Origin of the sequence: Joostella sp. (genome assembly GCF_048266025.1) — a bacterium.
Classification (GTDB): domain Bacteria; phylum Bacteroidota; class Bacteroidia; order Flavobacteriales; family Flavobacteriaceae; genus Galbibacter; species Galbibacter atrarenae.
Genome location: NZ_JBLXAF010000001.1, coordinates 34,139 through 47,955 on the forward strand (window position 1 = coordinate 34,139; position 13,817 = coordinate 47,955).

Sequence of the window (13,817 nt, forward strand, 5' to 3'; positions counted from 1 at the left end):
TATTTAGTGAGGGATTCATGTTTTCATTGTGGTTTAGATTGCGAACAAGACTCTTTAGTCTTCGACGATAAAATATTTTGTTGCAATGGTTGTAAGACTGTATATGCTATTTTTTCTGAAAACAACCTAACTTCTTATTACGACCTCGAAAAGACCCCAGGAACGACTCCCACTCAAATTCAAGGTAAATACGATTTCCTTGAAAACGAAAAAATCGTTAAAAGCTTAGTAGAATTTAATGATGATGACCTACAAATTGTAAGTCTCTATATTCCTACAATACATTGTAGTTCTTGCATTTGGGTGCTAGAAAATCTTCATAAATTAAATTCAAATATAAAAAATTCTCAAGTAAATTTCCCTAAGAAAACTATAAGAATTACTTACAAAACCAGTGAATATGACCTAAAAAAGGTAGTATTACTATTAGCTTCTATCGGTTATGAACCTAAAATAAACTTAGAAAATAAAAATACAGAGATAGAATCTCTAGATCGAAGCATCATTTATAAATTAGGAATTGCAGGTTTTGCTTTCGGGAATATTATGTTTTTATCTTTCCCAGAATATTTTGAAGTTGGAGAGTTTTGGCTTGAACAATACAAACCATTTTTCCGATGGATCATGTTTGCTTTTTCTCTTCCAGTAGTTTTTTATGCTTCTTCAGATTATTTTATATCTGCTTATAAAGGGATTAAATCTAAAATTCTAAATATTGACCTTCCTATTGCATTAGGAATTGCAGTTTTATTCACAAGAAGTTGCTATGAAATTATTACTGGAGTTGGTCAAGGTTTTTTCGACAGTCTCGCCGGATTAGTATTCTTTTTACTCATTGGGAAATTTTTTCAGCAAAAAACATATAGTTTCCTCTCTTTTGAAAGAAGTTACAAAAGCTACTTCCCTATTGGCGTTACCATTATAAAGTCCGATAATAATGAAGAAAACATCCCTGTTCAAGATGTAAAAAAAGGAGATAGAATACTCATCCGAAGTGAAGAGATTATTCCTGTAGACAGCATCCTTATAAAAGGCGATGCTGCTATTGATTATAGTTTTGTTACTGGAGAATCTGATGTTGTGAAAAAAGAATCTGGTGATAAAATTTTTGCTGGTGGAAAGCAAAAAAAGAATGTCATAGAAATTGAAGCTTTAAAAACAGTTTCTCAGAGTTACTTAACGCAACTTTGGAGTAATGATGCTTTTAAAAAAGAAGGCCATGCTAATTTTAAAAGTATAACAGATCAAATTAGTAAATACTTTACTATTGTTATTTTAACGATAGCCTTCCTTTCGCTCTTTTATTGGATTTGGAAAGATGCATCCAAAGCTGCATACGTATTTACAGCCATCCTTATAATTGCATGCCCATGTGCATTAGCTCTTTCTGCTCCCTTTACTTTAGGTAACTTACTCCGAATATTCGGAAAAAAAGGGTTTTACTTAAAAGACGGACATGTAATTGAAAAGCTAGCAAAAATAGACACTGTTATTTTTGACAAAACAGGAACTATTACAGCCAGTAATCAACACGCTATAACCTATGAGGGAGACGCATTAAATGATGATGAAGAAATATTACTTAAAAGCACTTTAAGGGGCTCGAATCACCCGTTGAGCAGACAATTATACGAGCTATTGAAATCAAACAATATTATTCCATTAGATGAATTCAAAGAAACTACTGGTAAAGGCCTAGAAGCACGTATTAAGAATCAAAATATAAAAATAGGCTCTGCTAACTTCGTTACCCAAGGCAATACCAAGAGCGCCTTAAAAACAAGTGTCCATATAAGTACAAATAATCAATACAAAGGTAAATATGTCTTTTACAATCAATACAGAAAAGGCATCTCTAAATTATTCAATAAATTAAGTAAAAAATATTCGCTAGTAATTTTATCTGGAGATAATGCAAGCGAAAAAGAAAATTTATGTAAATTACTTCCTGTTAAGACAAAGTTGCTATTTAATCAGCAACCTCAAGATAAATTAATATACATAAGACACCATCAAGAAGAAGGTGCTAAAATATTAATGATTGGAGACGGACTAAATGATGCTGGAGCTTTAAAGCAAAGCAATGTTGGAGTTGCCATCTCTGAAAATGTAAATATATTCTCCCCCGCCTGCGACGCAATATTAGACGCGAAAAAAATTACTGAGATTAATAAGTATTTAAGCTCATGTAAAAAAGGTATTAATATTATAAAGGCAAGCTTCATCCTTTCTTTTATATATAATATTATAGGTTTATCCTTTGCTGTTACTGGACACTTATCGCCTGTTGTAGCAGCCATTTTGATGCCTTTAAGCTCTATTAGTGTAGTTGTTTTTACAACGTTATGCACTAACTATTGCACAAGAAAATTAAATTGATTTAGTAAGTATGACAAATGTCATTCTTTATGCTTAAGAATGACTATAATTTTGCAATAGAATATAAAAGCTATGAGTGTAATATATATCCTATTATCGATAAGTATTTTAATCGCCTTGATATTTTTCATTGCTTTTATTAGCGCCGTAAGATCTGGACAATATGATGATAGCTACACGCCATCTGTACGCATGCTTTTTGAAGATGAAATAAAAGAACAAACCAATAAAAATAAATAAACAATAATCACAAACTATGGAGATGGAACAATTTTACTACGACAACAAAATTGTAAAGAAGTTTCTTTATGCTACTATGTTCTGGGGCTTAGTAGGGATGCTGGTAGGTTTACTACTTGCTTTTTTATTCGTATTTCCACATTTAACCGACGGTATTTCGTGGTTAAGTTTTGGTAGGTTAAGACCTCTACATACAAATGCTGTTATTTTTGCATTTGTTGGGAATGCAATTTTTGCGGGAGTATATTACTCCCTACAAAGGCTACTTAAAGCCAGAATGTATAGTGACTTTTTAAGTAACTTAAATTTCTGGGGATGGCAACTTATTATTGTTGCTGCCGCTATTTCACTACCGCTAGGATATACTACATCAAAAGAGTATGCCGAATTAGAATGGCCTATAGATATTGCTATTGCAGTTATTTGGGTTGCTTTTGGTGTAAATATGATTGGTACTATTCTTAAAAGAAGACAACGCCATTTATATGTTGCCATATGGTTTTACTTAGGAACTTTTGTAACTGTTGCTGTTTTACATATTTTTAATAATATAGAACTGCCTGTTAGTGCAATGAAAAGTTATTCTGTATATGCAGGAGTTCAAGATGCATTAGTACAATGGTGGTATGGACACAATGCTGTTGCATTCTTCCTTACGACTCCTTTCTTAGGACTTATGTATTATTTTGTACCGAAAGCTGCAAACAGACCCATCTATTCATATAGATTATCTATTGTGCATTTCTGGTCCCTAATTTTTATATATATCTGGGCAGGACCTCACCATTTATTATACACAGCTTTACCAGAATGGGCACAAAATTTAGGGGTTGCATTTTCTGTTATGTTACTTATGCCTTCTTGGGGAGGTATGATAAACGGACTCTTAACATTAAGAGGTGCTTGGGACAAAGTTAGAGTTGACCCAGTTTTAAAATTCTTTGTAGTTGCAATTACTGGTTATGGTATGGCAACATTCGAAGGGCCACTACTTTCTCTTAAGAGTGTAAATGCTGTAGGTCACTTTACAGATTGGATTATTGCACACGTTCACGTTGGTGCTTTAGCATGGAATGGATTTTTAACTTTTGGGATGATTTATTATCTAGTTCCAAAAATGTTCAAAACAAAATTATATTCTGTAAAACTAGCCAACTTCCATTTTTGGATAGGTACATTAGGAATTATCCTTTACGCACTTCCAATGTATGTTGCTGGGTTTACACAAGCTTCTATGTGGAATCAATTCAATCCAGATGGAACATTACTTTACGGTAACTTCTTAGAAACTGTAACTCAAATTATCCCAATGTATGCAATGAGAGCTATTGGAGGTACAATGTATCTTATCGGAGCTGCTATTGGAGTTTACAATGCTGTTAAAACAATAAGAATTGGAGTTGATGTTACTGATGAATTAGCGGAAGCTGCTCCATTAACAAGAGTATCTAAAAAGAGACTTTCTGGAGAGACTTTCCACGGTTGGTTAGAAAGAAAACCAGTACAGTTAACAATTTTGGCTACCATCGCCATATTAATTGGTGGTATCGTACAAATTGTACCTACCATATTAGTAAAATCTAATATCCCAACTATATCTAGTGTAACGCCATATACTCCTTTAGAGCTAGAGGGTAGAGACCTTTATATCAGAGAAGGTTGTGTTTCTTGCCACTCTCAAATGATTCGTCCTTTTAGAAGTGAAGTGGAACGTTATGGAGAGTATTCTAAAGCAGGAGAATATGTTTACGACCATCCATTTCTTTGGGGAAGTAAACGTACAGGTCCAGATTTACACCGTATTGGAGGTAAATACAACGACAACTGGCACTTTAACCATATGTACGATCCACAGAGTACTTCAGCAGGAAGTATTATGCCATCATATCGTTGGTTAATTATGGACGAGCTCGATCGTTCTGATATTGAAACAAAAATGGAAGTCATGGTAAAACTTGGGGTTCCATATACAGAAGAAGAAATAGCAAATGCACGTCAAAATATGGATGAGCAAGCAAATGCTATACAAGAAAATCTATATCAAGATCCTGATTTTAAAGCAACATACGAAGAAGATAAGCGAGCTGCAGCAGCTAGAAATGAAGAATTCGTAGAGATGAAAGATCGTGAAATTGTAGCCTTAATCGCTTACTTACAAAGATTAGGAACAGATATTAAGATAAATTTCGATCAAGAAGAATCAACTAGTAAAAATAACTAATCATGATGAAGTTTGTTAAAAATTATATGGAGTCTATAGATGGGGTAGCAGTATACCCTATCTTCTCCCTACTCATCTTTTTTATATTTTTTGTAATCTTATTTTGGTGGGTTGTAACTGCAAAAAAGGATTATATAAATAAAGTGAGTCAATTCCCATTAGACAATAACGATAAAACCAACATAACATCATGAGAAATTTTACATCTTACTTACGTGTTATAATAATAGTATCTCTTGTTTTTTGTGCTGCTGAATATTTTATAGATTCAGGAGACAAACCAGCATTTATAGAATATCCACAAGTAGCCGTATTTTTAGTGCTATTTGCGATATTATTAATTGCGGTTGAAATTGTAGTGGCTTCTATGAACAGTCTTACAAGAGCTTTATTAAATGAAGAACAATTAGCTGAAGCTGAAGAAAACTCATGGACTAAACGTTTCCTTAAGAAAATGACCAAAACAAGGTCCATTGAAGAGGAAGGAGAAATTATATTAGACCATAATTACGACGGAATAAAAGAGCTTGATAATGATTTACCACCATGGTGGCTATATGGTTTTTATGCGAGTATTGTATTTGCTGCTATTTACCTATTCAAGTATCACGTTCTTGATGGAGATAATCAAATAGTAGAATATGAAAAAGAAGTAGCGGCAGCTCAGATTGCTATTGATGAATACAAAAAAACTGCTGTGGACTTAGTTGATGCTAAAACCGTTGTTGCATTAACTGAAGATGGAGAAATTAAAAAAGGAGGAGAAATCTTTCAGGTTAACTGTGTTGCTTGTCACCGTGCAGATGGTGGTGGAGCCATTGGTCCTAACTTAACAGATGATAATTGGATTTTAGGAGGTGGAATTAAAAACATCTTTAATACCATTTCCGAAGGAGGACGAAGTGGAAAAGGAATGATTGCCTGGAAGCAGTCTTTAAAACCATCAGAAATACAACAAGTTGCTAGTTATATACTAACACTGCATGGAACTAACCCTGAAAACCCTAAAGCACCAGAAGGTGATATATGGGTGGAGCCTGCAACAGAATAAATTATAAATCACTGCCTCTTGAAAGTCTCAAGAGGTAGTGTTATTAAATAAACTTTTCCTATATTAAGTTGGAATCTACTACTTACAACTTAATAAAATTCTAAACACTAAAAATATGGAGGCGTCTGAGGGTAATTTCAGAGATTCTATTAGTACTGTCAATGAAGATGGTAAAAGGTCATGGGTATATCCAAAAAAACCTAAAGGAAAGTTTTACAAGTATCGAAAATACGTAAGTTATTTCCTTTTAGCCTTTTTATTATTAGGCCCTTTTATTAAAGTTAATGGTAATCAGTTTTTGCTATTTAATTTCTTAGAGCGTCGTTTTAATATTTTCGGATTCCCATTCTGGCCACAAGATTTCTATTTATTTGTTATTTCCATGATTATTGGGGTGGTTTTTATTGCCCTATTTACAGTAGCTTTTGGTCGTATCTTCTGCGGATGGATTTGTCCACAGACTATTTTTATGGAAATGGTTTTCAGAAGAATTGAGTATTGGATTGATGGAGATAGAGGGGCACAGATTCGTTTGGACAAACAAGAGTGGAATGCCGAAAAAATTAGAAAAAGAGGATTAAAATGGTTTATCTTTTTCTGCATTTCTTTTCTTATCGCCAATGTATTTCTTGCATACCTCATCGGTAGCGATCAATTATTACGATACATAAAAGAAGATCCATTAGATAATATCTCTACGCTTATATCTTTACTTATTTTCACGGCTGTATTCTACTTTGTTTTTGCTTGGTTTAGAGAACAAGTATGTATAATTGCTTGCCCTTACGGTAGGTTACAAGGAGTATTACTAGATAACAAATCTATTATTGTTGCTTACGACCATAAAAGAGGTGAAGGAGATAATGGAAGAAAGAAGTTTAGAAAAGGTGAAGATAGAGATGCTATAGGTGCTGGAGATTGTATAGACTGTAAGCAATGCGTTAACGTCTGCCCTACCGGAATAGATATTAGGAATGGAACGCAATTAGAGTGTGTGAACTGCACTGCCTGCATCGACGAATGTAATACCATAATGGAAAATGTAAATCTTCCTAAAGGGTTAATTAGATATGCTAGCGAAGATAATATTGAGAAAAAAGCTCCTTTTAAACTCACTCCAAGGCTAAAAGGTTATGCAGCCGTATTAGTAATTTTAATAGGATTACTTATAGGAATGTTGTTTTTAAGAAATGATGTAGAAGCAAATATACTTCGTCTTCCTGGACAGCTATACGAGCATAAAGGAGAACATATAATTAGTAATGTTTATACATTTAAACTGATAAATAAAACGGTTAAGGAAATTGATAATGTTCACTTTGAATTGTTAGATCCTAAAGGGGAAGTTAAATTAGTATCAGTAGAAAATTTTAATATTCCAAAAGAAGGATTACACCAAGGGACTCTTTTTGTAGAGATTGACAAAGCCTTTCTTGACAAGGATAAAACTACTATTAAAATAGGTGTATTTAGTGATGACACGCTTATAGAAACAACCACTACTACATTTATGGGACCAAGAAGTTATAGAAAATAAAAAAATTATGAAATTCAATTGGGGAACAGGTATTGTCGTTGCTTTTATATTATTTATAAGTTTCATTCTATATTTAGTTATTAGAATGAATACTGAAGATGCGTACGACCACCATTTAGTATCTAAAGACTACTATAAAAAAGAGTTAGAATATCAGAGTAAAATCGATAATGCTCAAAAAGCAAAAGAGAAAGGATATCAGCTTAAAGCAGAAAAAACTTCGGAAGGTGTTTTAGTGACATTTCCATCAGAAATGGATGCTCAAGATATCACTGGAGAGGTTTTCTTGTATCGCCCTTCAAATGATGTATTAGATTTTAAAAGCTCGATAAAAGTTAGTAATTCTACTTTCCTAATTCCGCAATCAAAACTCCCTGGAGGAAGATGGAATATAGAAGTAAATTGGACATACAATGACGAAAACTATTACTACAAAAAAGAATTAAGTTTATAAGACCATGTTACTTTCTGCATTTATATTAGGTTTATTAGGAAGCTTTCACTGCATTGGCATGTGTGGCCCTATTGCCTTTTTATTGCCGTTAGATCATAAAAACCAGACTAAGAAAGTATTCCAAATTTTTATTTATCACTTTGGAAGGATATTAACTTATTCTTTAATAGGGTTTATCTTTGGATGGTTAGGCAAAGGACTTTTTGTTAGTGGTTTACAGCAACGCCTTTCTATAATAATTGGAGTTCTTATTATACTTACAGCATTAATTCCTTTACGAAAAACTAAATCTAACTTCATTTCTAAAACCGTAATGCTTTGGGTTTCTAAAGCACAATCTGCATTAGGGAAACAGCTTAAAAAGAAAAAAACATCAGCCTTGTTTTCTATAGGTTTTTTAAATGGTTTCCTACCATGCGGTATGGTTTACATGGCTTTATTTGCAGCTATTGCTGTTGGGAACCCATACCAAAGTTCGTTATATATGGTGTTTTTTGGAATTGGAACAATTCCGCTTATGACAACAGCAGTATATTTAGGGAACTTCCTTTCTGTTTCAGCAAGAAAAAAAATAACAAAAGCTATTCCTGTTTTTGTTATTATTATCGGTGCGCTATTTATTATGAGAGGAATGGGATTAGGAATTCCATATGTTTCCCCTTCGGACCTTCAACTTATGGTGAAGCCAACTCCAAACTGTATAGTTCCTTAAAAGATCTTATACAGTCATTGAGAAAAGTTGCGTATCAGGTTTTTTCTTCAACAAATACATATCAAAAGCCATGCATATATTTCTTACAAATGGCCTTCCTTCTTCAACTATAACAAGTTCATTTTCTTTAAACTCAATAAGTCCGTCGTTAGCAAACTCTTTTAATGAAGACAATACTTTTGGAAGCTCTTCAAAATAATTAGAACTTTCTTCCCATGAAGTACGCAAATTACACATAAGGTTTAAGATATGCTTACGAATTATTAAGTCCTGACTGTTTAATAAATGTCCTCTATAAACTGGTATTGTTCCAGCATTAACCAGTTTCGTATACTCATCGATCCCTTTGGCATTTTGAGCAAAAGCATACCAACTATCACTTATACTAGACGCTCCCAAACCAATCATTAAATTAGTTTTCTGGGTAGTATACCCCATAAAATTTCTATGGAGTTCATTATTTTTCAAAGCAACAGAAAGGGAGTCACTCTCTAATGCAAAGTGATCCATTCCGATTTCTATATAATTCAACTCCTCTAAGAGTTTCTTTCCAGTTTCATACAAAGCTCTTTTTTCATCTCCTTTAGGGATATCATTTTCATCAAAGCCTCTTTGTCCGTTTCCTTTTATCCAAGGTACATGTGCATAGCTATAAAAAGCAATCCGTTCTGGCATAAGCAGTAAAGTCTTATTGATAGAATCTACCACATGCTCCATTTTTTGGAAAGGCAATCCAAAAATAAGATCATGACTTATCGAAGTATATCCTATCTCTCTTGCCTGATCTGTAGCACGTTTTACATTTTCAAAAGGTTGAATTCTATGTATTGCTTTCTGAATGGTAGGATTGTAATCTTGAACTCCATAGCTAACTCTTCTAAAACCTAAATCATATAAAGTTTGAAGATGTTCTTTTGTAGTATTATTAGGATGTCCTTCAAAACTAAACTCATAATCATCTGCATGTTCAGCTAGCTTAAAAATACCATCTATTAACTTCTTAAGGTTTTCAGGAGAAAAGAATGTAGGCGTTCCACCTCCAAGATGGATTTCCTTAATCTTAGGAGTACCATCAAACAAATCACAATAAAGTTTCCATTCTGATAAAACGGTATCTATATATGGCGATTCTACTTCATGTCTCTTAGTAATGCGCTTGTGGCAACCACAAAACGTACATAAGCTCTCACAATAAGGCAAGTGAATATAAAGACTTAATTCCCCGTTATTCTCATCAAAAGATTTATGCAACGATGACTCCCAACCCCCTACAGAAAAGGTTGATTCATCCCAAAAAGGTACAGTTGGGTAACTTGTATATCGAGGGCCGGGAACGTTATACTTTTGAACTAAAGAACTAGACATATCATCACAATTTATCGAGCAAAATTACTCCAATAGTAAATTACAAAAAATGATAATTATCAGCTAATCATTGCTTACAAAAAAAGTTATATTTTAATAACCCATGCTATTTCATTTTTCAGTTCTGATCTTAAACTCTTTGATATTTTTATTGTTGAAGTATTATCCTTATTTACCTTTATTTCTAAAGTTTCATCTTTACCTAGAACATGCGCAGTACTCTTATCAAGAGAAAAAGGCACATTTATTTCTGAAGAGACTTCTGCTCCTTCTTCCATCAGGTAAATTAAATAGGTAGTTCCATCTTTCTTTTCAGTGATACAAACATTATCAAATTTATATGGAGCTACAGCGTTAGTTTCATAGATAGCTTCTGAATTTACACCCATCCAATCTCCAATTTCTGATAACAGCTTATAGGCTCCTTTATCCCATTCTCCTTCAGGACTAGGAGCAATGTTAAGTAGTAAATTACCTCCCTTAGAAACTATATCTGCAAGTGTATGTACAGCTTTTCGTCCAGACATATATTTAGCATTAAAAGAGTATGACCAGCCACCTCCAGCTATAATACACGACTCCCAAGGATACGGCAATGCTTTTTCTGGAATTCTATTTTCTGGAGTTAAGTAGTTCTGGTTTTTTCCATGAACAGCACGATCTACAACAATAAGTCCTGGTTGTTTCTCTCTTGCTTTTTCTACAAGCTTATCCATTTCTATATCTTGATTGATATTCCTAGTTTTCATATAGCCTGTAGCGCTTTCCTTCACAGAACGACCATACCAATCTACGATATCTTGAGTCGGTTTTTTAGCAACCCAACCCCCGTCTAACCAAAGGATATCAATATCCCCATAATTAGTCATCAATTCTAAAATCTGATTATGGGTAAAATCAACATACTTCTTCCACTTTTCTGGATATGCTTCTGGATCGTAATTTACGTTTCTATCCTTTGGAGGGAAATACGGATCCCAATAAGAATCCATATGCCAATCTGGTTTAGAAAAATATGCCCCAGCCCACATTCCATTATCCCTAAAAGCATTAAAAATAGCCTTTGTTACATCTGCATTATCTTGTTTTGAAAATGGGGTTTCCGTATTTGTGATTTTATAATCTGAATACTGCGTATCAAACATATTATATCCGTCGTGATGCTTTGTAGTAAACACAACATATTTCATTCCTGCATCTTTAGCTGCGCTCGCCCATTTTTCAGGATTAAACTTTATAGGATTAAAAGATTTTCCCAAAGCTTCATATTCCTTTTTGTAAGCAAAGTAGTCATCTGGGTTACTCCCTTTTTTCCGAGCGCACCAACCATATTCTTCAGGGCATAAAGACCAAGATTCCACAACTCCCCATTGGCTATATGCTCCCCAATGCATTAGTAGTCCAAACTTCAATCCTTGCCATTGCTCTAGCTTTTCAAGCACTAAAGGATCTGTTTCTGGAACGTACCGTTCATCTTCATAAACAGCCTGTCCAATGACTAAATTTGTATAGATAAACAGTGAAAAAAGTAACGTAATATTCTTCATTTTAAAATGGTTTGGTCGGTTATTAAGTTAATTATTGGTTATTTATGCTCTTTAAGCTTGATATTAATTTCAGAAGCATTGATTAAGTCTTTATGTGTAATAAAATTATTCTTTAGTGACTTCCCATCTACTTCGATTACATCTATATATTTATTAGCATCGCTTTGATTTGATTTGATAATCAAATCTTTATTTCCATAAAAATCATTATTTAAATGAATTTTAACCTCATCGAATCTAGGTGTTGTAATTGCATAAATAGGTTTTGCTGGAACAACAGGATATATTCCCATCATTGAAAATACTGCCCAAGCCGACATAGTTCCAGTATCGTCATTTCCCGGAAGTCCATCTGGAGCATTTTTATAATAGGTGTCTAAAAGAGAAGTAACATGTTCTTGCGTTCGCCATTCTTCACCTTGTACAAAATTGAACAAATACGGATATACAATATCTGGCTCGTTTGCCATATCATAATGATCATCATCAAATACTTTCTGAAGTTGATCTACAAATACAGTTTCACCACCCATCATTTTTACCAAGCCTTCTACATCATGAGAAAGCATGAATGTATATTGCCATGCATTTCCCTCAATAAAACCTAGATTCTTCTCGAAATTTGCTCCTTTCAACGGATTGTAAGGTGTAAGCCAAGAGCTATCATCATTTCGAGGTCTTAGCAAATTATAAGTATCATCAAAGAGTGCTCTATAAGATATCGAACGCTTAGAAAAACGTTTATAATCATCATTTTCATCCAACTCTTTTGCTAATTGTGCAATAGCAAAGTCGGCCATATTATACTCTTGAGTTGTAGAAACAGATCCGCTATTTGTAGTTTTAGTAGTTAAATATCCTTTTGTTATATAATCTTTTATACCAGGACGCAACGGATTATCCTCTAACTGATCCGCGCTCTTTTTCATTGCTTGATACGCTTTTTTAACATCAAAATTGGTAATTCCCTTTAAGTAAGTATCGGCAATTACAATTCCCGCTGGATCTCCAACCATAGTAGTTGTTTCAGTAGCATTTAATTCCCACTTTGGCAACCATCCACTTTCATCATAAACTTGCAACATGCTATTTACCATATCCACTTGCTGCTCTGGATATACCAAAGTCATTAATTGATGTAAGTTTCTATATGTATCCCATAGAGAAAAAACAGTGTAACGGGTTCCTTTTGTATTCAGTGTCTCTCTAGTTTTCATTTTTGGATAATCTCCATTGTAATCACTAAGAGTGCTCGGATGAATTAATGTATGATAAAGCGCTGTATAAAAAATTGATTTATCCTCTTCTGTACCTCCTTTTACCTCTACTTTAGATAAGTTTTCATTCCATTCCTTTTTAGCTTCAATTAGAAGTTGATCAAAAGTTTTATCCGAAGTCTCCTTTTCTAAATTGTTTCTTGCATTTTCAATACTTACATAAGAAATTCCTATTTTCATTTCTACAGTAGTAGGCTCTTCAAAATAATAATTCATGTAAGCACCTATACTATCTCCTACAACTTCTTTGGTATAGTTTTCTTTTATTCTTGCCTTTCCATTATACTCCATCCATTGCGCTTCTACCCCACTATATTTAGCTGGCTTCTTCCAAACCCCAAAGTTTTTTGCAGGCTTAGAAAAACGCGCTACAAAATAAACAGGATATGCCTCCTCAGCTTTATAATAACAAAAAGATCCGACAGAACGGATCCCTTCAATTTCTGTTGGAGAGACTACTTTTACCTGGGCTCCCTGCTCATTTGTAAGTCCTAATCCCAAATTTATAAGGATGTTAGCATCTCCCTTTGGAAAAGCATATTTACTTACTCCAACTCTTGTGGATGCAGTAGCTTCTACTTTTACATTATATTTATCTAAAGTGTTAGAATAATATCCCACTGTAGCAACCTCATCAGAGTAAGTACTCCCATATTCTTCATAATCTACATTTAATTTTCCTGTAGTCGGCATTGCAAGAATAACACCTAAATCTGGACAACCTACCCCACTGATATTTACATGACTAAAACCTGTTAAAAACTTATTTTCTTTTACATAAGGAGTAGAAAACCATCGACTATCTTTCTCCATTGGTAAGTTCTCTTTCCCTGCAACATTAAAAGGAGAAACACTAACCATTCCTCTTACAGCTATGGGCCCAGGGTTAGTCGTTCCATAGTTCGACGTTCCTATAAAAGGGTTCACATATTTTGTTACCTCATTATTTTGAGAAAACATTGCTATGCTTACAAATAACAAACTCCCTAATAAAAAGTTTTTTTTCATTTTTTAATACTTTTTTAGCCAGTAGA

11 protein-coding genes are annotated in these 13,817 nt (G+C 33.7%); 8 read left to right on the top strand and 3 right to left on the bottom strand.

Annotated elements, in window-relative coordinates; all coding sequences use genetic code 11:
* The first annotated feature begins 6 nt into the window (after nt 1-6).
* From ACN0TY_RS00160 to ACN0TY_RS00195, 8 genes are all read left to right on the top strand, one after another.
* Nucleotides 7-2,379, top strand: a complete 2,373-nt coding sequence (locus tag ACN0TY_RS00160; protein ID WP_236959352.1) for a heavy metal translocating P-type ATPase — start codon at nt 7-9, stop codon at nt 2,377-2,379.
* A gap of 72 nt (nt 2,380-2,451) precedes the next feature.
* Entirely contained in the window at nt 2,452-2,619 is a 168-nt protein-coding gene (gene ccoS, locus ACN0TY_RS00165; RefSeq protein WP_236959353.1) for a cbb3-type cytochrome oxidase assembly protein CcoS, read from the top strand.
* A gap of 16 nt (nt 2,620-2,635) precedes the next feature.
* Entirely contained in the window at nt 2,636-4,840 is a 2,205-nt protein-coding gene (ccoN, locus tag ACN0TY_RS00170) for a cytochrome-c oxidase, cbb3-type subunit I (RefSeq protein ID WP_417442906.1), read from the top strand.
* Between the two features lie 2 nt (nt 4,841-4,842).
* Entirely contained in the window at nt 4,843-5,034 is a 192-nt protein-coding gene (locus ACN0TY_RS00175) for a CcoQ/FixQ family Cbb3-type cytochrome c oxidase assembly chaperone (RefSeq protein ID WP_417442907.1), read from the top strand.
* Nucleotides 5,031-5,891 (top strand): cbb3-type cytochrome c oxidase N-terminal domain-containing protein, encoded by an 861-nt coding sequence (locus tag ACN0TY_RS00180; protein WP_417442908.1) that lies wholly within the window; start codon nt 5,031-5,033, stop codon nt 5,889-5,891. The genes ACN0TY_RS00175 and ACN0TY_RS00180 overlap by 4 nt, the downstream gene beginning before the upstream one ends.
* Nucleotides 5,892-6,006: 115 nt before the next feature.
* A complete protein-coding gene (ccoG, locus tag ACN0TY_RS00185; protein ID WP_236959357.1) occupies nt 6,007-7,428 on the top strand; it encodes a cytochrome c oxidase accessory protein CcoG in 1,422 nt (473 codons plus the stop codon).
* A 7-nt stretch (nt 7,429-7,435) separates the two neighbouring features.
* Nucleotides 7,436-7,882 (top strand): FixH family protein, encoded by a 447-nt coding sequence (locus tag ACN0TY_RS00190; protein WP_417442909.1) that lies wholly within the window; start codon nt 7,436-7,438, stop codon nt 7,880-7,882.
* Between the two features lie 4 nt (nt 7,883-7,886).
* Nucleotides 7,887-8,594: a sulfite exporter TauE/SafE family protein gene (locus ACN0TY_RS00195; RefSeq protein WP_417442910.1), complete on the top strand. Its 708-nt coding sequence runs from the start codon at nt 7,887-7,889 to the stop codon at nt 8,592-8,594.
* Between the two features lie 6 nt (nt 8,595-8,600).
* Here ACN0TY_RS00195 and hemN read toward each other — a convergent pair whose 3' ends face one another.
* From hemN to ACN0TY_RS00210, 3 genes are all read right to left on the bottom strand, one after another.
* A complete protein-coding gene (gene hemN, locus ACN0TY_RS00200; protein WP_417442911.1) occupies nt 8,601-9,959 on the bottom strand; it encodes an oxygen-independent coproporphyrinogen III oxidase in 1,359 nt (452 codons plus the stop codon).
* An 86-nt stretch (nt 9,960-10,045) separates the two neighbouring features.
* Nucleotides 10,046-11,506 carry an alpha-L-fucosidase gene (locus ACN0TY_RS00205; RefSeq protein WP_417442912.1) on the bottom strand — a complete coding sequence of 487 codons (1,461 nt, stop codon included), beginning with the start codon at nt 11,504-11,506 and terminating at the stop codon, nt 10,046-10,048.
* 38 nt (nt 11,507-11,544) lie between these two features.
* Nucleotides 11,545-13,791, bottom strand: a complete 2,247-nt coding sequence (locus tag ACN0TY_RS00210; RefSeq protein ID WP_417442913.1) for a GH92 family glycosyl hydrolase — start codon at nt 13,789-13,791, stop codon at nt 11,545-11,547.
* Nucleotides 13,792-13,817 lie beyond the last annotated feature (26 nt).